The sequence below is a fragment of the Roseibium sp. Sym1 genome (assembly GCF_027359675.1).
In the GTDB taxonomy this organism is placed as follows: Bacteria; Pseudomonadota; Alphaproteobacteria; order Rhizobiales; family Stappiaceae; genus Roseibium.
The window spans coordinates 4,044,535-4,069,604 of sequence record NZ_CP114786.1; the positions used below are offsets into that span (position 1 = coordinate 4,044,535).

Sequence of the window (25,070 nt, forward strand, 5' to 3'; positions counted from 1 at the left end):
ACCATATGGCTGTAAGGCCAGTCGGGATGTCCGGCCCGGATCAGACGTGCGCGGGGAAACGGCGGGCCGCTTCGCCGCCGCTGGTGCCGGGAGGCTGCTCGCGCCCGCACTGCTCCAGGGCGGCGTTGATCCCTCTCAGTTCCGCCAGGCCGACATGACGGCCGACCAGGGGATAACCTGGCTGGCCGAGGCGCTTCCGGTCGTCCACCGTATCGGGGCCGTGATCCGGACGGAAGGGGATTTCGGCATCGGCACGTCCGGCGATGCGCCGGCGCGCCTCTTCGGCGCGGACTTCCGCTATCAGCGCGACCATGTCCACGTCGCCGGTCAGGTGGCCGCTTTCGTGGAAGGAATTGGGCACACCTTCCGTTTCGCGGCGGACATTTCTCAGGTGCAGGAAATGCACCCTGTCGCCAAGGCGCCGCATCATGCCGGGAAGATCGTTGTCCGGCCGTACACCAAGCGACCCCGAACACAGCGTGATGCCATTGGCGGGCAGATCGACGGCGTCCATGACGGCCCTGTAGTCGGCTTCGCATGACATGATCCGGGGCAGTCCGAGAAGCGGGAAGGGCGGATCGTCCGGATGGCAGCACAGGCGCAGACCGAGGCGTTCCGCGACAGGTGCGACCAGTTCCAGAAAGTCGGTGAGATTGGCGCGCAGACGGTCGGGGCCGATGTCCCGGTAAAGCTCGAGATGGGTCAGAAGCCTTTCGGGTGACAGGCCTTCGGGTTCGCCCGGTAAGCCGCACAGGATCGCACCGCTCAGCGCGGACAGGGCGTCATCGCTCATGCCTGCGGCCCTGCAAGCGGCGTTTTCGACGATGTCCGGGGCATGGACCGCTCCCGGACGGCGCAGGACGTGCAGGTCGAACACGGCGAAATCCGTGAGGTCGAAGCGCATGCAGGTCGTGCCGTCGGGGAGCGGGTGATACAGCGCGGTGCGGGTCCAGTCGAGCACCGGCATGAAGTTGTAACAGATGGTGTTCAGCCCGGCGGCGGCGAGGTTTTCCAGGCTCTCGCTCCAGGCGGCGACGTGATCGCGCCAGGCGCCGGACTGCCGCTTGATGTCCTCCGAGACGGGCAGGCTCTCGACCACCTCCCAGGTCAGGCCGGTAGGCGACCCGGTCGTGCCGGCAATTTTCTCCTGATGTGCCGCGATCTCCTCAGCCGGCCAGGTGACGCCCGGCGGCAGGTGATGCAGGGCCGAGACGATGCCGGATACCCCGGTTTGCCTGAGGCTTTCGATCGTCACAGGGTCGCTCGAGCCAAACCACCGCCAAGTTTCGCGCATCTGCCTTTCTCTCCCTTGCCAATCCTGTTACGCCGCCAAGGTCGACAGCACGGATCGTGTTGATTGTTGACTAGTATGGTAGAATGGTGCAGTGTGCACAAGAGGAGAGTTCAGATGCAAGTCACGCCGGAACCAGTTTCGAAATTGAGCACCACCGAGCCGATCGGTGCGCAGCTGGTTTCGATCTTGCGCGGGCGGATCATCCGCAATGAGCTTCAACCCGGGACAAGGCTGTCAGAGGCGGGGATCGCCTCCGAGTTCGACATCAGCCGGCAGCCCGTGCGTGAAGTGTTCATCCGGCTTGCGGAAGAGGGACTTCTTGAAGTGCGCCCGCAGCGGGGAACCATCGTGCCGCGGATTTCCGCCCGGATGGTGGAGGACGCCAGGTTCATTCGCGAGGCGATCGAGGCGGACGTGGTCAAGCATGCCGCAGCCAAGTTCGATCGTGGCCAGGTTGCCGAGCTTGATCAGCTTCTCGAGCATCAGAAGCGCGCAAAAGATGTGCACGAGTTCATCGAACTGGACGATCAGTTCCACCGGGGCCTGGCCGATGGCATCGGACGTGCGCACGCGTGGAATGTGATCGAGGCGCTGAAGGCGCAGCTCGACCGGGTGAGATACCTGTCTCTCCAGCAATTCCCCAAGGCAAAGCTGATCGAACAGCACTCGGCAGTGATCGAGGCGATCAGGGCCGGGGACCCGGGACAGGCGGAAGCCGCCATGCGGCGCCACCTGAACACGATCGTCGACGATCTTCCCGTGATCGCCGCCGAACAACCAGACCATTTCGAATAGTCGCAACCAGCATCACCAGTGGAGGAGACCAAAAATGATGAACTGGATACTCAAGGGCGCTGCGGTTTCGCTCGCCGCCATCATGGCGGCCGGCACCGCTTCGGCACAGGACTACACGCTCAACATCAACACAGCGCTTGCCACCTCCGACCCGCTTTATGCCGGGCTTGAGTCACTGCGCGACAAGATTGTCGAGGCCTCCGACGGGCGGCTGGCAGTCCAGCTTTTCCCGAATTCGCAGCTCGGTCCGGACGAGGACGTCCTGGAGCAGGCCCGCACCGGTGCACCCGTCGCGGTGGTTGTCGACGGAGGCCGTCTGGCCGTCTACCAGAAGGAAATGGGCATTCTGGGGGCGCCGTTCCTGGCGTCGGGCTATGACGGCATCCGCCGCGTTGTCACCTCCGACATTTTCGAAGGCTGGGTCGACGACATGGCCGAGGGCTCCGGCCTGCAGGTGCTCAGCTTCAACTGGTGGCAGGGCGAACGCCATCTCCTGACCAACAAGCCGATCGGCGGTCCGGCCGACCTGGAAGGCATCCGCATGCGCACGCCGGGCGCACCGGTCTGGATGGGCACCATCAAGGCCATGGGCGCCACGCCGACGCCGCTGCCGTGGGCAGAAGTCTATTCCGCGCTCAGCGCCAACGTCATCGACGGCGCCGAGGCACAGTTTCCGGCCATTGTCGGCGCAAAGCTGGACGAGGTGATCTCGCACGTGACCAAGACCGGCCACATCAACCTGATCACCGGGCTGGTGACGTCGGCCGAATGGTTCAACAGCCTGCCGGAAGACCTGCAGAAGATCCTCCGGGACGAGGCGCTTGCCGCCGGTGACGTTGCGTCCTACGGAACCCGGGACAGCCTGGCAGCCATCGAGACCAAACTGACAGAATCCGGTGTCACGGTCACGGAGATCGACACGGCGCCGTTCCGCGAGGCAACCGCACCGGTCTATGACGAGCTTGGCTATGGCGAACTGCGTGATACCGTTCGCGGCATTGCTGCCGGCAACTGAGCCAGACAAAATGTAAAAGAAGGCTGGCCCGGCATCGTCCGGGCCAGCTGCGCCGGGGAGGGCGAACATGCTGCAGCTTTACAGCCGGATCGAATTCATACTTGGCGCTGCAATTCTTCTGATCATCACCGGGCTGGTCTTCATTGCCGCGGTCATGCGGTTCTTCGGAACACCGCTGATCTGGTCGGTGGACCTGGCCCAGCTCCTGTTCATCTGGCTTTGTTTCATCGGGGCCACCCGTGCCCTGCGCCGGCGCGCCCATCTTGGGGTCGACCTGCTTGTGCAGCATCTGCCGTTCCGCATGCGCCGGTGGCTGGAAACGGGGCTCGCACTGATTGTCCTCGCATTTCTGGGTGTGCTCGCGGTCAAGGGATACGGCCTGACCATGAAGAACATCGAGCGCCAGTTCGGTGACAGCGGGCTCAGTTACGCCTGGGTGACCATCGCCGTGCCGGCCGGTTGTGTCCTCCTGTCGGCCTCGATCATCGCCAACCTGGTCCAATCCTGGAAATCCACCGAGACACTGGTTTTCGAGCGCAGCGGCCACGGGATGCAAATCCCGCAAACCGGCGACACGGGGACCGAAACAAAGACCGAAACAGAAGTTGGGGCCTCCTGACATGGGACTGATCGCGCTCGTATTTCTCGTTTTTCTGGTTGTCGGTCTGCCTGTCGCCTTCGCCATCGGCATGGCCGGTTTCACCTTCTTCCTGACCTCCGACATCATGCCGGTGTCCATTGCGGTTCAGAAGATCGCCACAGTCAGCCAGAGTTTTCCGCTGCTTGCCGTGCCGTTCTTCGTCCTGGCCGGCCACCTGATGAACGAGAGCGGCATCTCGGAGCGGCTGTTCCGGTTTTCGCATGTGGCGGTCAGCTGGATGAGCGGCGGGCTTGCCCAGGTCTCGATCATCCTGTCGACGCTGATGGGCGGCGTGTCCGGCTCGGCGGTCGCGGACGCGGCCATGCAGAGCCGCGTGGTCGGTCCGCAGATGCTGAAAAACGGCTACGGTCCGGGGTATTCCGCAGCCGTGATCGCCTTGTCCTCGCTGATCACCGCGACGATCCCGCCTTCGATCGGCCTGATCCTCTACGGGTATGTCGGACAGGTCTCGATCGGCCGGCTGTTTCTTGCCGGCATCCTGCCGGGCCTCCTGATGATGACGCTGCTGATGGTCGCCGCCTGGATTGTGGCGCGCCGGCGCGGTTACGTCTCGGCCGAGGCCGAACCGCCGACCGTGCGGGCTCTTGGAGCCGCTGCCTGGGACGCGAAATGGGCGCTGCTGTTTCCCGTCCTCTTGGTGATCTCGATCAGGGGCGGCGTCTTCACACCGTCGGAAGTCGGCGCCTTCGCGGTCGTCTATGCGCTGCTGGTGGGCACGCTGGCCCACAAGGCGATCACCTTCGACCGGCTCAAGGAGGGGCTGGATCACGCCCTGTCCGATATCGGCATGATCATGCTGATCATCCTGATGTCCGGCATGCTGGGCTTTGCGATTATCTTCCTGCGCGTGCCGCAGGACGTTGCCGGCCTGCTGCTGTCGGGGCTGTCAAATCCGGTCGTCGTCGTCGCGGTCATCCTCATCGGCCTGTTTCTGGCGGGCCTGTTCATCGAAAGCACCATCCTGGTGCTGCTGCTGACGCCGATCCTCGTGCCCGTGGTCGAACGGGCCGGTGTCGATCCGGTGCATTTCGGCATCCTGATGATGACCATCGTCACGCTCGGCTCGATGACCCCGCCCGTGGGTGTGGCCATGTACACCGTCTGCAGCCTGATGAATGTCAGGCTCGAGGACTATGTCCGTGAAAGTCTGCCCTTTTTCATCGCCATTTTCGGCGTCGTGCTGCTGCTGCTTCTCTTCCCACAGATCTCGTTGTTCCTGCCCGGCGTGATGTTCGGCTGACAAACGCCCCCGAGGAAGACGAGGCAAGAGCGCAAACCGCTTCGGGCGGCGGCGGATAGCCGCCGCCCGTTACGTGTTTTGCCGGAATATCCCGCCACCGGCCCGGGATAGTATCTGATGGCCACATCGGACCGGCCGGATTTCCCGAAAATCGAAAACATCAGGAAGACGGCCCCGATCCAGTTCGAGGAAGCGGGTGCCGGGGTGCTGCAGCAGTGCTCCCCGTTGCCGTGCCACAGGCCGGGAGGCGGGCTTGTCCGCGTCTTGGGAGACGGGCGGCCTGTCCGGAACGTGCCACCCGTCCATTTCCTCGCCTGGATCGAGCGTGGGGCCTTTCAACGTGTTCGCGAGGAGGCGGACGAGGCCCGTACCGGACCGGTGCGCTGAAAAAGGGGAGAGAGACATGAACCCGGCCGAATGGCTTTATCGAACCGCGGCACGGACACCCGAGGCGCCCGCGTTGCTGGAAGGCACCGAGCGCCGGGCGACCTACTCGGAGTTTGCGCAAAGGGCGGCAGCGATCGCCGGGGCGCTGACCGGGAAGGGTGTCGCCAGGGGCGACCGGGTGGCGCTGTTTGCCGGCAACTCGACCCGCTATCTGGAAGCGCTTTACGGGATCTGGTGGGCGGGGGCGGCGGCCGTGCCGATCAACGCAAAACTGCATCCGCGAGAAGCCGCCTGGATGGTGGTAAATGCGGCCGCGGACCTTGTCTTCACGGATGACAAATCCGCTGCCACGCTGGCGCCGCACCTGCCTGAAAGCGCAAGCCTGGTTTCGCTCGAAAGCGCCGCATTCGACGCCATGCGCCAGGGCGGGCCGCGCGCACAGCCCGTACCGCTCGGGTCGGACGATCTTGCCTGGCTGTTCTACACATCCGGCACAACCGGCAAGCCCAAGGGCGTGATGCTGACCTGCGGCAATCTCACGTCGATGGCGTTGAGCTATTTCGCCGATGTCGACGACGTCAAGCCACAGGATGCCGCGCTTTACGCGGCTCCGATGAGCCACGGCGCCGGGCTCTACAATTTCATGCATGTGATCAAGGGCGCCCGCCACGTGGTGCCGAAAAGCGGCGGCTTCGATGCAGCCGAGATCCTGAGAATCGCTCCGCTGATCGGTTCGATCTCGATGTTCGCCGCTCCGACGATGGTGCGCCGCCTGGTCGACGCCGCGCGGGCTGCGGGCTCGACCGGCAAGGGGCTCCGGACCATCGTCTATGCCGGCGGACCGATGTACGAGGCCGACATCCTGGAGGCCGTCGAGGTGATGGGCGCGCGGTTCATCCAGATCTACGGCCAGGGCGAATGCCCGATGGGGATCACCGCGCTCGCCCGCAACGAGGTTTGCGACCGCGTGCATCCGCGCTGGCGCGAGAGGCTGATTTCCGTCGGCACCGCCCAGTCTGTGGTGCGGGTCGCGATCGTGGACGAGGCCGGCGCGGAACTGCCGCGCGGCGAGGTCGGCGAGATCGTGGTCGAGGGCGCGACCGTGATGAAGGGCTACTGGCGGAACGAGGACGCCACCGCGAGCACCCTGAAGAACGGCTGGCTGTGGACCGGCGACATGGGCCGGATGGATGAGGATGGCTACGTCACCCTGCAGGACCGTTCCAAGGACGTGATCATTTCCGGCGGTTCCAACATCTATCCGCGCGAAGTGGAAGAGGTGCTGCTCACCCACCCGGCCGTGCACGAGGCAGCTGTCATCGGCAAGCCGGATGCGGAATGGGGCGAGGTGGTGGTCGCCTTCATCGCCTGCCATGAGGGGGAGAGCGTCACGGAGGCGGCGCTCAGCGCGCTCTGCCTGGACAACATCGCCCGCTTCAAGCGGCCCAAGATCTACCGTTTCGTCGAGAACCTGCCGAAGAACAATTACGGCAAGATCCTGAAGACGGAGCTGCGCAAGGACATCAAGGAAGAGGAACCGGCATGAGCGATCTGAACGGCAAAACGGCGCTGGTCACCGGCTCGGTCCAGGGCATCGGCCTTGCGGTTGCCAAGGCGCTCGGCAGCGCCGGTGCGCGCATCGCCGTCCACGGTCTGGCGAGCCCCGAGGACGCGGCTGCCGCCGTCGCCGAGATCCGGGAAGCCGGCGCGCCGGAGGTCCGCTTTTTCGACGCCGACATGCGCGACGTCGCAGCGGTGGAACGCATGATGGCGGATGTCGAGGCCTGGGGCGGCGCGGATATCCTGGTCAACAATGCCGGCATCCAGAAGACTGTCAGCTTCAGGGAGGCAGACGCCGCCACCTGGGACGCGATCATCGGCGTCAATCTCTCCGGTGTCTTCCACACCATGCGGCTCGCCCTGCCGAAAATGGCCGAAAAGGGCTTCGGGCGGGTCATCAACATCGCCTCGGTGCACGGGCTTGTGGCCTCGATCAACAAGGCGCCTTACGTCGCTTCCAAATTCGGCGTCGTCGGCATGAGCAAGGTGGCGGCACTGGAATATGCCGCGGAGGGCTCCAAGGCCTCCGGCGGCATCACGGTCAACTGCATCGCCCCCGGCTGGACGGAAACCGCCATCATCGAACCCCAGGTCCAGGCCCGCGCCGCGCTTCATGACGGCGACCGCGACAAGGGCATCGCCGATCTCCTGAAGGAAAAACAACCCTCGCTTCGCACCAGCGACCCGTCCGAAATCGGCGCACTGGCCCTGTGGCTGTGCGCGCCTGTGGCCCATAACGTGACGGGGGTGACGATCCCGGTGGACGGGGGCTGGACGGCGCAGTAGGTGGAGATTAGGGGAGGCGGGAAGGGACGGTCGGCTCTTGGAAATTCACTTACCTATGCCGACATTCGTTAGGACAATCAGGGGTGAGGCCACATCGCTTCGTGGGTTTACGTCGACACCACCTTATAAAATTTAGCGCCGAGATTGGTGGGCAACAAAATAGCATAGTGGAAGTGGAATTTTTCGAACTCGAAATTCAAATTCTTTAGCCTCAGCAAACCTAAATGGACAAGGTCTTCGTTTGTCGAGTTTAATTCACTTACTGTATGTTCGTTCGAAACTTCAGTTGCAAAGTATGGAAATCCATCCGCATAGTCATTTTCTTTAGGACGTGTGACACTTATTTTCTTATTAGTAGACCACGCAAATTTGAGAAGACCTAGTTTTTTCCATTTCGTTCTTTCTATAGCTGAGGACAATTCTTCAACGCTATCGATACTGCTATCTAAAAGCGCCAAAAAAGATAATCCAAAACCTACCCCATTTTCGCTTTCCAGTCTTTTTTCATCATATCCTCCGACTTCTAGGTCAAAAAACTCCATAATTTTGAGAAATCTATCCGCTTCAAAAGAACCGAGGCTCTTGCAAAAATTTATCATTACAATTTGCTCTGTTACGGTCGATTTATCACCCCTCGCAAGAATATTTGCGAACAGTTCTATTACTGTTTCATCTTCCGGGTCTTCTAGAGATACTCCTTCTAACCATGGTGCTAGTATTTTGGGATTTGTGGGCTCTACAGTCTTCCCTTGTTCCTCAATTAACTCCTTCGCCAGTATGAGCGCTTTCTCCGCGCTACGTTGGTTGTAAAGCTTGGTGCGTTGATACTCCATCCAATCACCTGCCATACCAAACGCATGCACAAAAGGTTTGGCAATATCACGGAAATCAGATGTTACAACCTTGGCAGACTCTCCGGTTACCGCCAACTTGGCCGACTTTGTGCTAATTTCAATTTCGACTTTGTCGTTGCTTTGCATACTCTACCCGTCAGCGAATTAGCTAATTTCTATTTGTCAGCGATTCTGACAGCAGCACCTATGTAAACTTCATCTGTTGTCTTTCGAACGACCCTTAGTGTGTTTAATATGATGCTTGTTGATTGGAATTACAAATCATGAAGACCGAGAGGTGTCCTAGCCCACTACATTCACACCAGTAGCCTTCATCTTATGGTGTTCTGCAATTATTTCTTTGGAGAACCAACCGTTCCGGGCCTACGATGTGCCGTGAAACTGTTTAGTTTGGGGTGGGCGCTAATCTTGTCATTCGTGCAAAAATTATAACATTTACACCACTGGCCAAAGCCGCTGTTTTCTGGGCTGAGTGTGTGACGCCTATTTGCTGTGCAATTCAGACGCCGCGAATTGGGACGCGATCATCGGCGTCAATCTCTCCGGCGTCTTCCACACCATGCGCTTGGCCCTGCCGAAAATGGCGGACAAGGGCTTCGGCCGGGTGATCAACATCGCCTCGGTGCACGGCCTGGTGGCGTCCGTCAACAAGGCGCCATACGTTGCCTCCAAATTCGGCGTCGTCGGCATGAGCAAGTTCGGGGCGCTGGAGTACGCCGCGGAGGGCTCTAGGGCCTCCGGCGGCATCACGGTCAACTGCTTCGCCCCCGGCTGGACGGAAACCACCATCATCGAACCTCAGGTGGAAGCTCGCGCCGCTGAGTTCGGCAGCGACCGCGACAAGGGCATTGCTGATCTCTTGAAGGAAAAACAATCGTCGCTGCGGACAAGCGACCCGTCGGAAATCGGTGCGCTGGCGCTGTGGCGCACAACTTGACCGGGGTGACGATCCCGGTAGATGGGGGCTGGACGGCGCAGTAGGGGGAGTTAGACATTCATAACAGCTTAAAGGAACTGTGACCAAAGTTGGGGCCACAAACATGATAGTGCCGTCACTAGGTATGATCCCTCTTTAGGTTTTCTGGGAGTCGACTAAATGCAGGTGCAATTGCACTAAACATGCAATTGGCAATTGAAGGCTGTTCGCAGAATTTGAACCAATATCGTTTGAAACGCCGAAATTGTTTTTTGAGTGACCTGAGACCCGAGTTTCTTCCGGTTTAGCGCAGAGTCCTTTGGTTGATTGGAGTGCTACCCAACGTGCCCCCAGGAAGGGCTAGAGTTTTCCGGACCAAATCAGGAACACGGGCTGGCTGCGTGTTCTGATTTCATGAGATCCACCGGCACTTTGTTGCCGATGGCACCGTGAGGTCTGTGTTCATTGTAGTCCTTGCGCCAATCCTCCAACTTTTCGGTCGCATCCGCAAGGCTCAGGAACCAGTGTGCATTCAGGCACTCCGCCCTGAAACGGCCGTTGAAGGCCTCAATGAAGGCGTTGTCCGTCGGTTTCCCAGGCCTGGAGAAGTCAAGCGTGACGCCCCTTCTATAGGCCCACAGATCGAGATCCCGAGAGATGAACTCGGAGCCCTGATCGACCCGGATCGTCTTCGGATAGCCAATCCGGGTGCAGACAGTTTCCAGCGTTCTCACCACATCCTCGCCACGGTAACTGAAGCGCGGATCAAGCGCCGGCACATAGCGGGAGAACGTGTCGATCACCGTCAGAACGCGGATCTTCCGACCGGTTGCGAGCTGATCATGCACGAAATCCATGGCCCAGACATCATTCGGACCCACGGCTTCCTGGCGATCTTCCCGAAGCTTCGCCTTCACTCGGCGCTTGGGATGCTTGTTCCTCAGTTGCAGGCCCAACTCGTTGTAGATCCGCCGTGTTTTCTTCATGTTGATCACCCAGCCTTCCCGAAGCAGCAATACATGCACCCGCCGGTAACCGAACCGGACGCGCGTCTGGCAAATCTCCCTGATACGCTGTTCCAAAGCGGCCTGGCCGGGCCGACGGGATCTGTAACGGTAGGTCGTCGGGTCAAGCCGGATCACCGCGCACGCACGGCGAATGGACACCGACCAGTCCGACCGCATCTCGTCGACCAGCGTTCTCTTCCGGGCAGGCCTCAGAGCTTTCGTTTGACAATGTCCTGAAGCATCTCCTTGTCGAGCGACAGGTCCGCGACGATCTTCTTCAGCCGGGCATTCTCCTGCTCAAGCTCCCGAAGACGCTTCATCTCCGACGGCATCAAACCCGCGTATTTCTTCCGCCAGTTGAAATAGGTCGCCTGGCTGATGCCAGCTTCACGGCAGATCTCCGCAACCGGAACACCTTCTTCCCCACGCTTGACGATGAACGCCTTCTGCGCATCAGAAAACTTCGATGCCTTCATCAATTCCGCTCCTTCCTCAGCCAGGAAAATCGTCGCGGAAAACTCTAACCCAAATCGAGGGAATTTAGCGGGGGCACATCAGGGGCGTTATCCAGGCCTGGGCGCTGGAAAAAGCACTGATCATGCGGATGAAGGTCTGGGTCATGCTCTTCGCCGGAACGGGGCTGATCGGCGGGGATTGAGATGACCTCGTCCTGCTGTTCCAGGTACTTGTCGAAGATCACCTTATTCCGTGAAGAAATACTCTTTTCCCGGTAGAGGCGAAGCATATAAATCCATGCCAGGCAGGACATGCATGTCACCCGGTGCCCTGGCAACCAGATCACGGTCTTCGCCCAATTCAAGGTGGACGATCGTATCCGCTCCCAACCGTTCGATATGGCGGACTGTACCCTTCCAGCATCCTTCATCTGCCGACAGGGTGAGATGTTCCGGACGAATGCCGTAGATCGAGCCGTTTCCTTTGGGGGCGTGATCTCCGCGCAGAAAGTTCATTTTCGGCGTGCCGATAAATCCCGCGACGAAGGACGAAGCGGGATTTTCGTAGAGTTCCATCGGAGACCCCACCTGTTCGATTTCTCCGTTGTTGAGCACCACGATCTTGTCGGCCATGGTCATCGCTTCGACCTGGTCATGCGTCACGTAGATCATGGTGCTGCGCAGTTTCTGGTGAAGGTCTGTCAGTTCGACCCGCATCTGCGAGCGCAGCGCCGCATCCAGGTTGGAAAGCGGTTCATCGAGCAGAAACACGGCCGGATCGCGTACCATGGCACGGCCAATGGCGACACGCTGGCGCTGGCCCCCGGACAGCGCCTTCGGCTTTCTGTCGAGTAGCGCTTCCAGTTGAAGCGTACGCGCCACGGCGTTTACCCGTTCGGCGATTTCCTCTTTCGGGCGCCTCGCAAGGCTCAGACCGAAACCGATATTCTGCCGGACGCTCAGATGCGGATAGAGCGCATAGTTCTGGAACACCATCGCAATGCCCCGTTCCGAAGGCTCCAGGTTCGTCACATCCCGGTCACCGATGTCGATCCTGCCCTGTGTCGCTTCCTCCAGTCCGGATATCATGCGCAGCAATGTCGATTTTCCGCATCCGGACGGTCCGACAAACACGCAGAACTCGCCGTCCTCGATCTCAAGGTCAATGCCCTTGATGACTTCGAGGCTGCCGAATGACTTGCGTATTCCTTCAAGACGTACACGTGCCATCGATGGCTATCCTTTCACAGCGCCCGAAGTCATTCCGGCGACGATCTGGCGATTGAAGAAAATGAAGACGAGTAGTGGCGGGATCGTGATCAGCAAGATGTTCATGAAGAGCAGGTTCAATTGGCTCACGAACTGGCTCTGGAAGTTATAGAGCGTCAGCTGGACGGTTATGTTTTCACGCCCGGGCAGGTAGTAGAGGGGGTGCGTGAAATCGTTGAAAATCGTGATCGATTGCACGACGATAATGGTTAGCGTAACCGGCTTGAGAAGTGGCAGGACGACGCGGAAAAAGACTTGCCAGGACTTGGCACCGTCGATGATGGCAGCCTCGTCGAGTTCTCTGGGTATCGTTGCGATGAAGTTGCGGTACAAGAGAACGGTGAACCCCAGTCCGTATGCCACCTGGATCAGGATCATTCCCGTCAGTGTCTTGAAAAGATTGATCCCCTGGAGCACCCAGATCGTCGGCACGACCGCCGGCGGGATCATCAGCCCCGCCAGAATGAAGCCATAGGTGAGCCGGGTGACGAGGCTGGGCCTTCGCTGGATTACGAAACCGACCATGGCGCCGAATATCACCAGAAGCGTGATCGCGGCGACCGTGATGACACTCGAGTTCCAGTAGGCAAGCAGAAGCGCGTAGTCACGGGTACGCACCACTTCAACGAGGTTTTGCCAGAACATCCACCGCTCCGGCAGGGTGAAGTCCGGCCGGGCGCTGCCCTGGGCCGTCTTCATGGCGTTTAGGGCAACGAAGATAAACGGGATGATGAAGATGACGAAACCGCCCACGAGCGACAGCCACCCTGTAACCTTGGCGCGCCTGGTCATACGTCGAGTTCCTTGCGGTTCAGCCACCATGCCAGCGGAGCGACAATCAGGGCGATCATCAGGAAAAGGATGACGTTGCCCGCCGTCGACAATCCCCAGAATCCGGCCTGGTATTGTTTGTAGATGACGCTGGCCAGCACGTCGGAAGAGAATCCAGGCCCGCCGCGGGTCATTGCCCAGATCAGATCGAAAAGCCTGAGACCGCCAATCAGCGAAAGAATGATGACCGTCGTTGTTGCCGGCCTGACCAGCGGAACCGTTATGCGCCAGAACTGCTGCCAGCGGGTCGCACCGTCGATCCGGGCGGCCTCATAGTATTCCTGGCCGATCGTGGCGAGACCGGCGATATAGATCAGCGTTGCGAGGCCGACACCACGCCAGACGTCGACCAGCGCCACGGAAATCAGCGCCAGCTTCGGGTTGGTAAGCCAGCCCGGGCCCTCGATCCCGATCCATGACAGCGCAACATTGATCGCGCCCTGTGTCGGGTGCATGAGTTCCTGAAACAGCAGTCCGACGCCGATTGTCGAGACGAGCACCGGAAAGAAGACGACCGAGCGCAGGAAACTCTGAAACATCATGCCTGATGTCAGCAACACCGCGAGCAGCAAGCCGAGCACCGTTTTCAGACCGGACGTCAGGAAGGCGAAGATCAAGGTGTTTGTCATGCCTCGCACGAGAAACGGCTCGGAGAAAAACTGCACGTAGTTTTCGAAGCCGGCAAAGCGCGCATCGAAAGGATCCCAGTAGGTCAGGGAAAAATAGAAGGAAGCGACCGTCGGCACGATGAACAGGACAAGGAACACCGCCGCCGCAGGAAACATGAACCAGTAGGGGTAGGGCGAACTGCGTCGCATTGGCACCTCAAACTTGTCGGAGCCCGCAGATCAGGCGGGCTCCAGTGTCACCTGGCGTGAGATTACCAGTTTGGCAGCCCAAGTTGACGGGCCTGTTTGGCAACGTCCTGGTCATACAGTTCCGCTCCGCTTTTTGCGTCACGGATGCCCGAGCCGACCTCTACGGTGATCTGCTCAAGCGCCGGGCCCTTGACCGGCGAGAGGAATTCCAGAGCGGGGGCGGTACGTCCATCCTCCTGGAAATAGGGAAGCATTTCCGCAACACCGGGACGCACGTCCTCCGGCAAGGTGCAACCTTTCACGACGAAGGGTCCGTTTGCACCGACAGTCTCCACGATCACGTCGCAGGCTTCGGGTGAGGCAACGAAGTTCAGAAAGTCTTTTGCGATCTCCTGCTTCTCGCTCGATTTGGGGATGTAATAGGAGTCAGGCATCCAGACCGTCAGGCCGTTGGATTCCGGATCGTCATTCGGCTGTCCGAAGATACCGACATCATCAAGCAATTCAGGGTGGTTCTGCTTGATCGCGTTGAAGCCGACGGTCAGCATCGGATAATGGACACCGCGTCCGGTCGCGACCATTTCGAGGCCGTCATTGTAGGTCGCAGCGCCGAAATCCTCGTTCAGATATCCGGATTCAAAAACCTGCTGCAGGCGCTCGAAGCTGCGGAGCGCGGCAGCGCTGGTTGCGAACTTGGCTTCGTTGTTGGTGTAGTCTTCTGCGAAGTCCGGAACTTCCGCCTGCACGTTGAAATAGTCCGCAAGTACCAGAATTTGCGACGTCCAGGTGTCCTGATAGGTCTGGATGACAGGTGCCTTGTCCGTCTGTTCATCGATCACGGCGTTGTTGGCCATGAAGTCTTCCCAGGTCGTCGGGATTTCGAGACCCAGTTGCTCGTAGGTTGGGCGGTGATAGAGAATGCCGCCTGCCACTGCCATGTTCCACGGCACGCCGTATATGTTGCCTTCGTCATCTGACACCGTGCTGGTGTAGCTTTCCAGAAGGTTTTCAACATTCGGCACGTCGTTGACCGGCACCAACGTCAGCGATGGCCGGAGAGCCTGCAGAAGCGCACCTGAATTGTGCTCGAAGACATCGGCCATGTCACCGGTCGCCAGCCGGGTCTTGACGATGTTGTCTCCTTCGCTGCCGCCGGGCCGCACTTCGATATCGAACGTCACGTCCGGGTTCTTTGCCGTATAGGCGGCTGCAAGCGCCTCGCCGATCGCTACGGTATCGGGGTTGCTTCCCAGCAGCATCGTCAATTCCTCCGCCGATGCTGCGTTCGCGGCTAAGGAGATTACTCCGATAGCAGCTGCTGTTGTCAGGTATTTGTATCGCATTTCCACCTCCCATGGTTTGCTTGAATGCTATGCGATCAGATCGAACTCGATTTCGTGTCCTCCCGAACCGAGAACGAAACCTTCTTCAGGGACTTCCACGTGTCTGCCGTCCACGGTCAGTCCTTGATAGAGACCGGCCGGAATCCGGCCTTCACAGCCCGACGGCAGGCTGACCTCGTAGGTCACGCGGCGATTGGCCACGCGCCATTCGGCTTCGATGCGACCATGTCGGCAGTCGTGCCAGATGGAGACGTGTCCGAGGGCTGGAAGAATGTGGGGAGCGACCCGCACGCGGTCGAAACCGGGCGCGGTTTCGCAAGGGCTGATGCCCCCGACCGCCTCGAACAGCCATTGGCAGACCGCTCCGTAGGCGTAGTGATTGTAGCTGTTCATGGACGGCTCGTAGATCGTGCCGTCCGGACCGATGGCGTCCCACCTTTCCCAGATAGTGGTGGCGCCCTGTTCAATCTGGTAGAGCCAGCCGGGAACCTTGCGGTTGAGGAATACTTTTTCGGCAAGATCCGTCATGCCGATCTTGGTCAATGCGGGCAGGAGAGCAGGCGTTCCAATGAAACCTGTCCCGATCAGGTAGTCGGCTTCCTCGATCACGCGCCTGAAATACCGTTTGGCTGCATCACGGTGCCGCTCAGGAACAAGGTCGTTCAGAAATGCAAGGGCATAGGACGTCTGGTCGTTGTGAGCGAGGCGGCCCGAGGGACTGATATATTCGTGGGCAAAGGCCTCCCTGATCTCGTCGGCCCGCTTGTCCAGACGCGATCCTTCGCTGGTTTCACCCAATATCCCCGCGATACGGGCCGTCAGGCTGACAGTGATAAAATGGTAGATCGTTGCGGCACAGTCTTCACCGATCGTCGGCCGTGGCTTGCGGTTGTCACCGACCGGTTGCAGCCAGTCGCCGAATGTGAACCCGTCTTCCGGCCATTTGGGGTTGGGGTGAATGATCGGTCCGCCTGACAGGGCCCAGAGGTAGTCCACCCATTTGACCATGGCCGGAAAACACTCCCGCAGGGCGTCTTCGTCTCCATAATGCAGGTAGAGCTGCCAGGGCATGATCACGATGACATCGCCCCAACCGGTCGATCCCGCCCAGTCACCTTGGCCCGGCTTGGCGGTCAGGCGGGTCGGATCGGGTGAGAAATGTGAAATCGCGCCATTCTCGCGCTGATCGTGCATGACGTCGCGCAGATACTTGCGGAAGAATAGCTGAACGTCAGCCAGCCAGCAGGCGGTGCCGGCAAAGACCTGTGCATCCCCTGTCCATCCCATCCGTTCGTCACGCTGAGGGCAATCCGTTGGAACCTCGATGAAATTGCCGCGCTGCGACCAGATCGTGTTCAGGACGAGCCGGTTCACTGTTTCGTCGCCGCACGTAAATCCGCCAGACTGGACCGGCACCGACGAGATCGGAACCGAGACAATGTTCTCGATTTCCGCGGCGCCTTCGATTGTCACACGGGCGTAGCGATAGCCCATGAACGTGAAATGCGGTGAAGTGGTCTCGGGTGCACCGCCCCTGAGCGTGTAGTGAAATGCGCCCCGGGCCTTGCGATAGTTCCGGTTGTCGAATTCGCGGTCGGGCCCGACAACCTCGGAATGCTCCACGAGGACGGATGCACCTTCCTTGCCCTGCACAACGATACGAACGAACCCCGCCACGTTCTGGCCGAAGTCATAGACAGTCCGGCCTTCGGCATCGGTCCAGCTTTCGACAGGATCATGCGGTTCCATCGCGGTGACCGGATCGGCCTCTTGGGGAACCAGCCGGGTATTGTCAAAATCGATTTCATCGACGCCGGACGAAGCTGTGAGACTTTCAAGTCGGGCGTCGTAGTCCTCACCGTAATAGATGCCGGACCGTGTTACCGGCAGCAGCCCGCTTTGCCAGTCCAAATCCGTTTCGAGAAGCAAACCGTCGTCGGACCGGATTTCCGCAATGGCTGCAACGCGATCACCCCAGATATTCGGCATGGCCTCATCGCGGGACATGATGGGTGACCTGAACCAGCCGTCGGCCAACCAGATTTCGATCCTGTTTTCGCCTGGCCGCAGAAATCTCGATACATCGTAGGACTGGTAGGCAATTCGGTCGTCGTAGCAGGTCCAGCCCGGGGTCAGCAGGGCGTCCCCGACGCGTTCGCCGTTCAGGAACACTGCGTAGAGACCTTGCGCCGACACTCTGAGGACCGGACTGGAGCCGGATTGTCCGACGTGAAAAGTACGGCCTACGAAACTGGCGCGGCCACCTTGACCAGCATCACAGGAGGGCGAGATCATCTTCGCGCTCCAGGCATCAGCTACATCACGATTTTTCGCGGAACCCGAACGGAACACCGTCTGATCCACATTCACCTCCCAGTTTGTAGACCGTTCTACATAGAACATTCTACATAACTTGTTCTCAGAATCAAGTGACCCTATTAGACTGGCGTGAAACGGTGAGAGAGGGCCTCATGGCAGATGAAGGCGGGACAAAAACTGCAAAGGTAACGATCCGGACAGTTGCCAAGGATGCCGGCGTTTCTGTTGCAGCCGTTTCCAAAGTCCTTCGAAACGCCTATGGCGTCAGCGATGGGCTGCGGGAAAAAGTGACCGCTTCCATAGAAAAACTCGGATATCGCCCGAGCACGGCAGCACGGGCCATGCGGGGACGGACATATTCCGTCGGATTGCTCGTCGTTGGTATCGGCAATCCGTTTCTTCCGGACTTGATTGACGGGATCAGTGCGGTGCTGTCCGAAGATGGCTATCAGACGTTGATTGGCGTCGGGAGGGCCCAGCTTTCTATCGAGAGCGCGTTGATAGAGTCCATGATCGACAACAAGATGGATGGCCTTATTCTGGTAGGTCCGCGCCTCGCCGGATCGCTGCTGGAGGATTTTGCCCGGCAGATCCCTATGGTGGTTATCGGACATCATGAAGCCACCGCCGACAGTTTTGATACGATCAATTCGGACGACAGGCTGGGCGCAGCGCTCGCGGTGAAGTCGGTCTTCGATGCGGGTTATTCAGATCTGGCAATGATCAGTCCTCCCGCGCGCTTCGGAACGGAATTTGACGTGTTCAGAAAGCGGGAAGAGGGCTACGAGGAAACAATGGCTGAGCTTGGCCATGCGGACCAGGTCCGCATCTTTCGCTGCCGGGAAGGGGCGGAATTTGTCGATGCGGATCTGAGCGCTTTTCTGGATACGCCCGATCGGCCCGAGGCTGTTTTTTGCTGGAGTGACCTCCATGCCGTGCCGCTGCTGGACCTGGCGCGTTCCCGCGGCGTCAAGATCCCGGAAGAGCTGGCGATCATCGGTTACGATAACTCGCCTGTGGCTGCGCTGTCGGCAATTGGCCTTGCGAGTATTGAGCAGCATCCCGGTGCCCTGGGGCGTCTGGCCGCAACAACACTTCTGGAGCGTATTTCGGGCCGCAAAGTCTCAAAGCACCAGATGCTGGAGCCCCGTGTTGTTATGCGGAGCAGCCTTGGGTAAGGGCGCAATCCAGTCGGTGGAATAATTCCGGTCCATCGTCTGGCCGAGGTTCTTGTAACGAGGCTTGGTTTGTTCCAACAGCGGCGGGTCTTCCACCGCTGTCTCGCAGTCAGTCGAGCCTTTGGCCTTGCCAGGGATGGTTCGCCGGGCCGACCGTGAATCCGCTGGCCTTCATTTCCTCACCTGCCTACCCTCTCGCTCAATCTCCGAATGTCGCCCTTCAACCCGGCAGGGCCACATTCGTATTGAATAGCCCTGGATCCCCCTTGATCCCGAGCCCGTTCGCCTTCCGGTGCATCTGGCGGATCTGGCCGCGGGTGAGGGTGAAATCGGTCTTGATGACGTTGTTGTGGGCGTCGACCTGGCTGATCGTCGGCATCATCAGGTTCTTGCCGCCGACGATCTGGCCGAGATGGGGTTCGACGGGCAGGACAATGCTGCCGTGGCCCGGTATCGGCAGGGTCATGGCCTTGGGATGGTCCAGGCCTAGGGCGTGGCCGATCTCGTGGGCCAGGACTTCGCCGGCGGCGAAGGCGCGGCGGTATTTGGTCGGGTCCCGGATCAGGATGGTCGGCGATGTGCCGCTGGTGACGCCATAGGCCACCAGCTTTTTGTTCTGCGCCTCTTCCTCGTTGGTCAGGATGTTGTTGACGAAGAAGACGTTGATATCCGCGGTCAGGTCCCGGTAGGTGTTGAGGTAATCCCACTCGTCGACCTCGCCGTCCTTCTTCTCGTCCGCCTCGATATAGTTGACCGCCTTGCCGAAGATGTGGTCGACGCGGCGGATGTCATGGGCGTGGAGATGGATGTTGGCGTGGCCGAAGAGAATGCGGTTCGCCGTTTCCAGGCTGGTTTTGACGTCCGTCTTCGAGCGGACCGAGCCGCCATGCTCGTCCTTCACGAGGTGGAAGGTCACCTTGACGGAGAAACTGCGGAGGATGTCGACGCCAAGCTGGGCGAGGATCTGGCCGTTGCCGTTGCGCGCGACGATCCGCCGGTCCTCGAGGCCGGTGAACCCGTGCAGGCCGGAGAGCAGAAACAGGCGGCTTCTGGTGATCGCGCGCGGCCGGATCTCCGTCACGGTGACATTGGGATCGAGGGCGGTCACGGTGAGGTCCTCACCGCCGATGAGCTGAACGATGCGGTTTCCGTTGGCCGGCACCATCTGCCAGGGCAATTCGCCCCTGTCGTCAAAGCCGTTGAGCGCCTTGCCGGCCAAGAAGCGCGGCTGCCGCGGGTCCTTCTTTGGTGGCGCGGGTTGGGGCGGCGCAGGTTGGGGCGGCGTCGGAAAGGGATGGACCGGGACCACACGTTTGGGGTCGGTTCCCGGGGTTACTGGCGTTGGGCCGTTCGGGTGCGGGCCGTTCGGGTTGGGCGGACTGTGCGGATTGGGCGGATTGACCGGCCTGGGGGAGGGATCGCCGAGCAGCGTGCCGCCGAGTTCGGTATCGAGGCATGTGATCGTCTTCTCGCCGGCATCGCCATCGACCGCAAGATCGTTCCGTGACTGATAGTGCCGCGTGACCGCGTCGGTCTCCTTGCCGAAAATGCCGTCCAGGGTGCCGCCGGGCCCGGTCGATACCGGCATCGCGTAGCCGAGCGAAACATAGGCTTCCTGCAGCAGGACGACGCCGGGGCCCCGTTCCCCCCGCTTGATCGGGGGCGCGTTGCACACCGCGGTTTTCAGCCGGATCTTGCCTGGCGAGTGCATGGGATTACATAGCCTTTCCCGTTCACGAGGTTGAAAATTCGCTGTGTCAGTCATCCGCCCTTGGCTATTTCCCTGGCCTTTTTCCACATGTCATGGATTTGGGTCTTGCGCAGATACGATGTCATGGTCTGGCCGATATCGGCCATGATCGTTCCATCCTGGTGAAAAAGATTCAGTGCGTGGCCGGCTTCGTGCATGAGCGTCCACTTGCCGACCTTGCTGGTGGCTTCGTCGTCCTCCATGATGATGCGGCCATTGCCGGAATGAAGGCCGACGTGAACGTCACCCTTCTTGGCGTTCTCCGCGTTCATTTCGTATTCCCAGACACAGAAGACACTGAGATCGGCCGTGTGCTTGCAGCCCTGGTAGATCAGGTAGACGTCCTGCGTCTCGACCCGTTTCTGCATGTCCTGAACGAGGATGACCTCGCCGAGATCGGCGTTCACCTTTTCCGTATAGACGTGCTGCTTTTCGAGGTGGATGTTGCACTGCTGGGCGAGAAGCTGGCTGGTGTCCTTCACGAGCTGGCGCAGTCCGCTGATGGGGCGCTTGGTTTTGCGAACAGTGTCGCTGACCATGTAGAAATCGACCGTCAGCACATAGGGCTTGCTCGCTTCCGCTTCCATGCGGGCGAGCGTATGCGTGCTGCTGCGCGCCGAGATGATGGCGCGCGCGCCGTCGACGTCGCTGGTGAGGCGGAAATGGCGGCTGCCGTCCTGAAAGCTCTTCGGAATTTCATGGACCTTTATGAGATTGTTGTCGCTGGTCACGGTAAGCCCCTCGCCGTGGAACAGCTTGACGATCGCGCCGCCGCCGCCCGAGCTCATCGGGTGGAAGGCGGTCGGCACCATCTGCCAGGGTGGCACCACGGTGTTGTCGAAGCCGCTCGCGATCCGCTCCTCGGCGAAATGGGGATGCTTTGAAGGCTTCGGGGAGGGCTTGGGGCCGGGTTTCGGGCCCTTGGGGAAGACGGGAGGTCCACTGGGCGTATGCGGCGTGGGCTTGACCGGGTTGTCGGGGCCGTTCGGCTTGGGCGACACCGGTGCGGTGCCGCCGACAGCGTTCACAAGGGCGGTCAGCGTTTCCCGGCCGGCAATGCCGTCCACGGAAAGCTTTTGCTCCACCTGAAAGTGGCGGGTGACCGAATAGGTCTCCTTGCCGAAGATCCCGTCCGCTGAGCCGTCGGTCCGGATGGAGCCGGGCATCGCGAAGCCCGCCGCCTCATAGGCTTTTTGAACCATCGCGACGGCCAGCCCGCGTTCACCCCAGCGCATGGGGGGAGCGTTCAGGGCGGCGCTTTGAAGCCGTGGATGGTCGTCGAGACTGAAGTTTTCGCTGGTCATGGCAAAGCCTGCTGTTGGGCCTTGTGGTAAAACCACAGGTCGCGCAAAAAATGCTCTTGCACTTTAGCGCGATCTTCCGTTGGGGAAGTGACGCAGGTCACGCTTCACCGGTTTGGAGAATTTTGGCGGCGCGGGGACTGCCGAAGTGCGTTGCCACACTGCAGTCCGGTCTACGGAAGGTCTCCAATGAGATTCCGGACCGGACCACTTGCGCGCCTCTCCGCCTTGCGGGCAGGGCAGTCGCATTTGACCAACATCCTGTCCGCGGTCGCCAAATTAACCTCTCCCGCCGGGAGAGGGAGCCGTGTTCTGCCAAAGTGGCCAGCGCTACGCGGCGCCGGGCCGGGCGGCCGGAAGACGCAGCGTCATCTCGGCGCCGCCACCGTCTGTCCGGTTTTGGGCCGAGATGTGCCCGCCGTGCCGTTCGGCAATCAGGCGGGTGATCCACAGTCCCAGGCCGCTGGAGCCCTGGCCGGCGGTGGAACTTGCGGACAGGCCAACGAAGGGGCGAAAGGCCCTCAGCAGGTCCGCCGCCTTGAAGCCGGGGCCCTCATCGCCGATCCGCACCTCGACGCAGTCATCGTGTGCGGGACCGGTTTCGCAGGTGATCGTGCCGCCCTCCGGTGAATGGCGGACGGCATTGCCGATCAGGTTGTCGAAGGCCTCGAACAGCAGCTCCGCGTCGCCATGTACCAGCATCGGATCGATGGCGAGGCAGCGAAAGGCGATGGATTTTCGCCGTGCGGCGGGTTGGTTGACGGCAAAGGCGAGCTGGAGAACCTCGACCAGGTTGACCGGTGCCATGGTGCCCGACAGCGGGTCGCGACCGTTGCGGGCCCGTTCCAGCACCGCGCTGAGCATCCGGGACATCTGGTCGATGATCCGGTCGGCGCTCTCGGCCTTGCGGGCGATGCGGCGTTCACCGGTGTCCCCGGCGCTGCGCGAGATATCCTCGACAAGGAGTGCCAGATTGGCAAGGGGACCCTTCAGGTCATGCGCCACGATCGAGAGGGCATTGCCGAAGGCGTCCGGAGCGGCCGGGCTGTGCGCGGGCTTGTCCATATACGTCTCGATCGCGAGCAGGGCCGCGATGTCGGCCGGGCCGGTGCCTTGAGGGATGATCTGATCGGTTTGCATGTCGAGGGTCCTGTTCTTGATAGGGGCCGGGAGGTCACCGTGCGGGCCGCACGGTGACGCCGGCGGGCCTTACAGACCGAGGTCGGAGAGGCCGGGGTGGTTGAGGGGGCGGGGACCGGACGGCCAGTGGAACAGCCGGTCTTCCGCCTTCATGGGCAGGTCATTGATTGAGGCGATGCGCAGGCGCATCAGTCCGTCCTCTGAGAATTCCCAGTTCTCGTTGCCGTAGGAGCGGAACCAGGCACCGTCGGCGTCGCGCCATTCATAGGCGAAGCGCACGGCGATCCGGTTGTCGCGAAAGGCCCAGAGTTCCTTGATCAGGCGGTAGTCCTGTTCGCGGCTCCACTTGGCGGTCAGGAAGGCGACGATCTCCTCGCGTCCAGTGAGGAAATCCGAACGGTTCCGCCAGCGGCTGTCGGGCGTGTAGGCCAATGCGACCTTCTCCGGCGTCCGGGTGTTCCAGGCATCTTCGGCCTTGCGAACCTTTTCGGCGGCCGTGTCGGCGTCAAAGGGAGGAAGGGGCGGGCGGGTCATGGGGCAATTCCTTGTTGGGTGTCTGTCGGGCCGCGGAAGGGGCGGGGCTTGCCCTTCCGCGGCGCCCTGGCCGGCTCAGGCGGCGTTTGCGCTGACGACCGGGAAGTCGATCGGCGTCTCGAACGCCTCGTTGAGGTAGTTGGTGAGCGTGTTGAGCGCGACATGGGCGACGATTTCGACGACCTCGGCCTCGCTGTAGCCGGCCATCTTGACCTCGGCGACGTCGGCGGCGGCAACGCGGCCGCGTTCGTTGACCAGCTTGACGGCAAAGCGGACGGCGGCATCCGCCTTCGGGTCGGAAGAGGAACCGCTCCGGTTGGCGTTGATCTCGGCGTCGTCGAGCTTGGCCAGGTTCTTCGCCAGGTAGGCATGGGCGGACAGGCAGTAGTCGCAGCCATTGATTTCTGCGACCGCCAGGGCAATGCGCTCGCGGGTCTGCGGCGAGAGGCTGCCCTTCGAAAGAGCGCCGTTCAGGCCGAGATAACCTTCGAGCGCCACGGGGCTGTTTGCGGTGAGGCGGAACAGGTTCGGAACCGAACCGAGCATCTTGTTGACACCTTCCAGCAGCGGCCGGGAAGCGGTGGGGGCGGCTTCGATGGAACCGGGCAGGTGAATGCGGGGCATGTCGTGTCTCCTTTGGGATCGTGGCTGACGAGGCCGGACGTGATTGCGTCGTCGAGGGATATATACAGACAGGTCTGTCTATTTGTCAACCAGAGGCACCGATCAGCAATTCGTGAACTTGAAAACCCTTGAAACTGTTGCTAAATCGATGCCGAACTAGACAGAACTGTCTGACCAATGGAGTGAGAAACTTGAAGTCACGTCGGGACGATCTCATCGACACGGCCCTCCGGCTTTTCTACAAGGGGGGCTTCAACGCCACGGGCATCGACAAGATCCTGGCCGAGGCGGGCGTTGCCAAGATGACCCTCTACAAGCACTTTCCCTCCAAGGACGACCTGATCCTGGCGGTGCTGGAGCGCAGGGACGAGCAGTTCCGTGCCTGGCTGGTCGCCGAGATGGACAAGGCCGGCCCGGGCGCGCGCGCAAAGCTGCTGGCCATGTTCGACGCGCTGGAAAGCTGGTTCAACGGAGAGGCCTTCAAGCCGCTCGGTTTCAACGGCTGCGCCTTCATCAACGCCGCCAGCGAGTTCGGTGCACAGCAGCACCCGGCCCACCAGACAGCCGCCGCACACAAGCAGCGCATCGTGGAGCATCTCGAGGGCCTGTGCGCAGAGGCCGGTGCGGATGATCCCCATGACCTGGCGGAAAAGCTGGCGCTCCTGAAGGAAGGCGCCATTTCGACGGCCCATGTCAGGGGCATGCCGGAGGCCGCGCAGATGGCCAAATCCATCGCCGCGACGCTGATCCCGGGCGGCTGAGGGCCGCAGGTCTCTTTGAAACCGGTTCGGGAGAAGACGGGCTGCCGGCGGAGTTGCAGGCGACTTCCGTCAATGATCAGGCTGACAACGCCTTGTGGCATTATCCGCCTGTCGTCGAAAATTGCCAAAAACAGTGGCAAATTCCGCTCGTCAATCCTTCAGGGAGGCAATCGCAATTGACTAGCGACCTGTCCGCAGTCGCCGAAATTACCTCTCCCACTGGGAGAGGTCG

The 25,070-nt window shown here is 60.6% G+C and carries 23 protein-coding genes; 10 read left to right on the top strand and 13 right to left on the bottom strand.

Translation table 11 applies throughout. The annotated features are described in order from the left end of the window. Window positions 1–40: 40 nt before the first annotated feature. On the bottom strand, window positions 41–1,294 hold the full coding sequence (gene uxuA / locus O6760_RS18380) for a mannonate dehydratase (RefSeq protein WP_269581162.1): 1,254 nt from the start codon (window positions 1,292–1,294) through the stop codon (window positions 41–43). A gap of 114 nt (window positions 1,295–1,408) precedes the next feature. Between uxuA and O6760_RS18385 the strand changes: the two genes are divergently transcribed. The 7 genes from O6760_RS18385 (at window position 1,409) to O6760_RS18415 (ending at window position 7,738) form a co-directional block, all read left to right on the top strand. After that, window positions 1,409–2,089: a GntR family transcriptional regulator gene (locus O6760_RS18385; RefSeq protein WP_269581163.1), complete on the top strand. Its 681-nt coding sequence runs from the start codon at window positions 1,409–1,411 to the stop codon at window positions 2,087–2,089. Between the two features lie 34 nt (window positions 2,090–2,123). Then, a complete protein-coding gene (locus O6760_RS18390) occupies window positions 2,124–3,104 on the top strand; it encodes a C4-dicarboxylate TRAP transporter substrate-binding protein (RefSeq protein WP_269581164.1) in 981 nt (326 codons plus the stop codon). 67 nt (window positions 3,105–3,171) lie between these two features. Beyond that, window positions 3,172–3,723, top strand: a complete 552-nt coding sequence (locus tag O6760_RS18395) for a TRAP transporter small permease (protein WP_269581165.1) — start codon at window positions 3,172–3,174, stop codon at window positions 3,721–3,723. Between the two features lies 1 nt (window position 3,724). After that, entirely contained in the window at window positions 3,725–5,005 is a 1,281-nt protein-coding gene (locus O6760_RS18400; RefSeq protein WP_269581166.1) for a TRAP transporter large permease, read from the top strand. A gap of 117 nt (window positions 5,006–5,122) precedes the next feature. Then, complete coding sequence (locus O6760_RS18405; RefSeq protein ID WP_269581167.1) at window positions 5,123–5,392, top strand: hypothetical protein; 270 nt, start codon at window positions 5,123–5,125, stop codon at window positions 5,390–5,392. Between the two features lie 16 nt (window positions 5,393–5,408). Next, window positions 5,409–6,938 carry an AMP-binding protein gene (locus tag O6760_RS18410; RefSeq protein ID WP_269581168.1) on the top strand — a complete coding sequence of 510 codons (1,530 nt, stop codon included), beginning with the start codon at window positions 5,409–5,411 and terminating at the stop codon, window positions 6,936–6,938. After that, window positions 6,935–7,738, top strand: coding sequence for an SDR family NAD(P)-dependent oxidoreductase (locus O6760_RS18415; RefSeq protein ID WP_269581169.1), 804 nt, complete (start codon window positions 6,935–6,937; stop codon window positions 7,736–7,738). The genes O6760_RS18410 and O6760_RS18415 overlap by 4 nt, the downstream gene beginning before the upstream one ends. A gap of 107 nt (window positions 7,739–7,845) precedes the next feature. Here the strand turns inward: O6760_RS18415 and O6760_RS18420 are convergent, their stop codons facing one another. Further along, window positions 7,846–8,718 (bottom strand): hypothetical protein, encoded by an 873-nt coding sequence (locus O6760_RS18420; RefSeq protein ID WP_269581170.1) that lies wholly within the window; start codon window positions 8,716–8,718, stop codon window positions 7,846–7,848. A gap of 346 nt (window positions 8,719–9,064) precedes the next feature. Here O6760_RS18420 and O6760_RS18425 point away from each other — a divergent pair, with 346 nt between their 5' ends. Next, a complete protein-coding gene (locus tag O6760_RS18425) occupies window positions 9,065–9,529 on the top strand; it encodes an SDR family NAD(P)-dependent oxidoreductase (RefSeq protein WP_269581171.1) in 465 nt (154 codons plus the stop codon). 359 nt (window positions 9,530–9,888) lie between these two features. Here O6760_RS18425 and O6760_RS18430 read toward each other — a convergent pair. The 6 genes from O6760_RS18430 to O6760_RS18455 all read right to left on the bottom strand — a co-directional run bounded on the left by O6760_RS18430 (window position 9,889) and on the right by O6760_RS18455 (window position 17,634). Further along, window positions 9,889–10,991, bottom strand: a protein-coding gene (locus O6760_RS18430; protein ID WP_269581172.1) for an IS3 family transposase whose coding sequence is annotated in 2 segments (ribosomal slippage) — window positions 9,889–10,730 and window positions 10,730–10,991 — 1,104 coding nt in all. Because the reading frame shifts where the segments join, the coding sequence is not laid out codon by codon here. Between the two features lie 225 nt (window positions 10,992–11,216). Beyond that, entirely contained in the window at window positions 11,217–12,200 is a 984-nt protein-coding gene (locus tag O6760_RS18435) for an ABC transporter ATP-binding protein (RefSeq protein ID WP_269581173.1), read from the bottom strand. 6 nt (window positions 12,201–12,206) lie between these two features. Continuing rightward, the gene (locus O6760_RS18440) at window positions 12,207–13,031 is read right to left on the bottom strand and encodes a carbohydrate ABC transporter permease (protein WP_269581174.1); all 825 of its coding nucleotides are present in this window, start codon (window positions 13,029–13,031) and stop codon (window positions 12,207–12,209) included. Continuing rightward, window positions 13,028–13,888 (bottom strand): carbohydrate ABC transporter permease, encoded by an 861-nt coding sequence (locus O6760_RS18445; RefSeq protein ID WP_269581175.1) that lies wholly within the window; start codon window positions 13,886–13,888, stop codon window positions 13,028–13,030. The genes O6760_RS18440 and O6760_RS18445 overlap by 4 nt, the downstream gene beginning before the upstream one ends. A gap of 62 nt (window positions 13,889–13,950) precedes the next feature. Then, window positions 13,951–15,231, bottom strand: a complete 1,281-nt coding sequence (locus O6760_RS18450; protein ID WP_269581176.1) for an ABC transporter substrate-binding protein — start codon at window positions 15,229–15,231, stop codon at window positions 13,951–13,953. 27 nt (window positions 15,232–15,258) lie between these two features. After that, entirely contained in the window at window positions 15,259–17,634 is a 2,376-nt protein-coding gene (locus O6760_RS18455) for a family 78 glycoside hydrolase catalytic domain (RefSeq protein ID WP_442969805.1), read from the bottom strand. 68 nt (window positions 17,635–17,702) lie between these two features. Between O6760_RS18455 and O6760_RS18460 the strand changes: the two genes are divergently transcribed. After that, window positions 17,703–18,728, top strand: coding sequence for a LacI family DNA-binding transcriptional regulator (locus tag O6760_RS18460; RefSeq protein WP_269581178.1), 1,026 nt, complete (start codon window positions 17,703–17,705; stop codon window positions 18,726–18,728). A 220-nt stretch (window positions 18,729–18,948) separates the two neighbouring features. Here O6760_RS18460 and O6760_RS18465 read toward each other — a convergent pair whose 3' ends face one another. The 5 genes from O6760_RS18465 to O6760_RS18485 all read right to left on the bottom strand — a co-directional run bounded on the left by O6760_RS18465 (window position 18,949) and on the right by O6760_RS18485 (window position 24,077). Next, on the bottom strand, window positions 18,949–20,439 hold the full coding sequence (locus O6760_RS18465) for a peptidoglycan-binding protein (RefSeq protein ID WP_269581179.1): 1,491 nt from the start codon (window positions 20,437–20,439) through the stop codon (window positions 18,949–18,951). Between the two features lie 50 nt (window positions 20,440–20,489). Next, a complete protein-coding gene (locus tag O6760_RS18470; RefSeq protein WP_269581180.1) occupies window positions 20,490–21,782 on the bottom strand; it encodes a peptidoglycan-binding domain-containing protein in 1,293 nt (430 codons plus the stop codon). Between the two features lie 327 nt (window positions 21,783–22,109). Then, window positions 22,110–22,919 (bottom strand): sensor histidine kinase, encoded by an 810-nt coding sequence (locus O6760_RS18475; RefSeq protein ID WP_269581181.1) that lies wholly within the window; start codon window positions 22,917–22,919, stop codon window positions 22,110–22,112. Window positions 22,920–22,988: 69 nt separating this feature from the next. Then, window positions 22,989–23,453: a nuclear transport factor 2 family protein gene (locus O6760_RS18480; RefSeq protein ID WP_269581182.1), complete on the bottom strand. Its 465-nt coding sequence runs from the start codon at window positions 23,451–23,453 to the stop codon at window positions 22,989–22,991. A 75-nt stretch (window positions 23,454–23,528) separates the two neighbouring features. Then, on the bottom strand, window positions 23,529–24,077 hold the full coding sequence (locus O6760_RS18485) for a carboxymuconolactone decarboxylase family protein (RefSeq protein ID WP_269581183.1): 549 nt from the start codon (window positions 24,075–24,077) through the stop codon (window positions 23,529–23,531). A gap of 191 nt (window positions 24,078–24,268) precedes the next feature. On the opposite strand from O6760_RS18485, the gene O6760_RS18490 reads away from it, so the two are divergent. Continuing rightward, window positions 24,269–24,838, top strand: a complete 570-nt coding sequence (locus O6760_RS18490) for a TetR/AcrR family transcriptional regulator (RefSeq protein ID WP_269581184.1) — start codon at window positions 24,269–24,271, stop codon at window positions 24,836–24,838. Window positions 24,839–25,070 lie beyond the last annotated feature (232 nt).

Excerpts from the sequence above, each read along its gene's own strand:
- O6760_RS18460 (WP_269581178.1), top strand. The coding sequence starts at position 17,703 with ATGGCAGATGAAGGCGGGACAAAAACTGCAAAGGTAACGATCCGGACA.
- O6760_RS18435 (WP_269581173.1), bottom strand. The coding sequence starts at position 12,200 with ATGGCACGTGTACGTCTTGAAGGAATACGCAAGTCATTCGGCAGCCTC.
- O6760_RS18405 (WP_269581167.1), top strand. The coding sequence starts at position 5,123 with ATGGCCACATCGGACCGGCCGGATTTCCCGAAAATCGAAAACATCAGG.
- O6760_RS18450 (WP_269581176.1), bottom strand. The coding sequence starts at position 15,231 with ATGCGATACAAATACCTGACAACAGCAGCTGCTATCGGAGTAATCTCC.
- O6760_RS18445 (WP_269581175.1), bottom strand. The coding sequence starts at position 13,888 with ATGCGACGCAGTTCGCCCTACCCCTACTGGTTCATGTTTCCTGCGGCG.
- O6760_RS18390 (WP_269581164.1), top strand. The coding sequence starts at position 2,124 with ATGATGAACTGGATACTCAAGGGCGCTGCGGTTTCGCTCGCCGCCATC.
- O6760_RS18440 (WP_269581174.1), bottom strand. The coding sequence starts at position 13,031 with ATGACCAGGCGCGCCAAGGTTACAGGGTGGCTGTCGCTCGTGGGCGGT.
- O6760_RS18480 (WP_269581182.1), bottom strand. The coding sequence starts at position 23,453 with ATGACCCGCCCGCCCCTTCCTCCCTTTGACGCCGACACGGCCGCCGAA.
- O6760_RS18395 (WP_269581165.1), top strand. The coding sequence starts at position 3,172 with ATGCTGCAGCTTTACAGCCGGATCGAATTCATACTTGGCGCTGCAATT.
- O6760_RS18385 (WP_269581163.1), top strand. The coding sequence starts at position 1,409 with ATGCAAGTCACGCCGGAACCAGTTTCGAAATTGAGCACCACCGAGCCG.
- O6760_RS18485 (WP_269581183.1), bottom strand. The coding sequence starts at position 24,077 with ATGCCCCGCATTCACCTGCCCGGTTCCATCGAAGCCGCCCCCACCGCT.
- uxuA (WP_269581162.1), bottom strand. The coding sequence starts at position 1,294 with ATGCGCGAAACTTGGCGGTGGTTTGGCTCGAGCGACCCTGTGACGATC.
- O6760_RS18470 (WP_269581180.1), bottom strand. The coding sequence starts at position 21,782 with ATGACCAGCGAAAACTTCAGTCTCGACGACCATCCACGGCTTCAAAGC.
- O6760_RS18455 (WP_442969805.1), bottom strand. The coding sequence starts at position 17,634 with ATGTTCTATGTAGAACGGTCTACAAACTGGGAGGTGAATGTGGATCAG.
- O6760_RS18410 (WP_269581168.1), top strand. The coding sequence starts at position 5,409 with ATGAACCCGGCCGAATGGCTTTATCGAACCGCGGCACGGACACCCGAG.
- O6760_RS18400 (WP_269581166.1), top strand. The coding sequence starts at position 3,725 with ATGGGACTGATCGCGCTCGTATTTCTCGTTTTTCTGGTTGTCGGTCTG.
- O6760_RS18415 (WP_269581169.1), top strand. The coding sequence starts at position 6,935 with ATGAGCGATCTGAACGGCAAAACGGCGCTGGTCACCGGCTCGGTCCAG.
- O6760_RS18465 (WP_269581179.1), bottom strand. The coding sequence starts at position 20,439 with ATGCACTCGCCAGGCAAGATCCGGCTGAAAACCGCGGTGTGCAACGCG.
- O6760_RS18420 (WP_269581170.1), bottom strand. The coding sequence starts at position 8,718 with ATGCAAAGCAACGACAAAGTCGAAATTGAAATTAGCACAAAGTCGGCC.
- O6760_RS18475 (WP_269581181.1), bottom strand. The coding sequence starts at position 22,919 with ATGCAAACCGATCAGATCATCCCTCAAGGCACCGGCCCGGCCGACATC.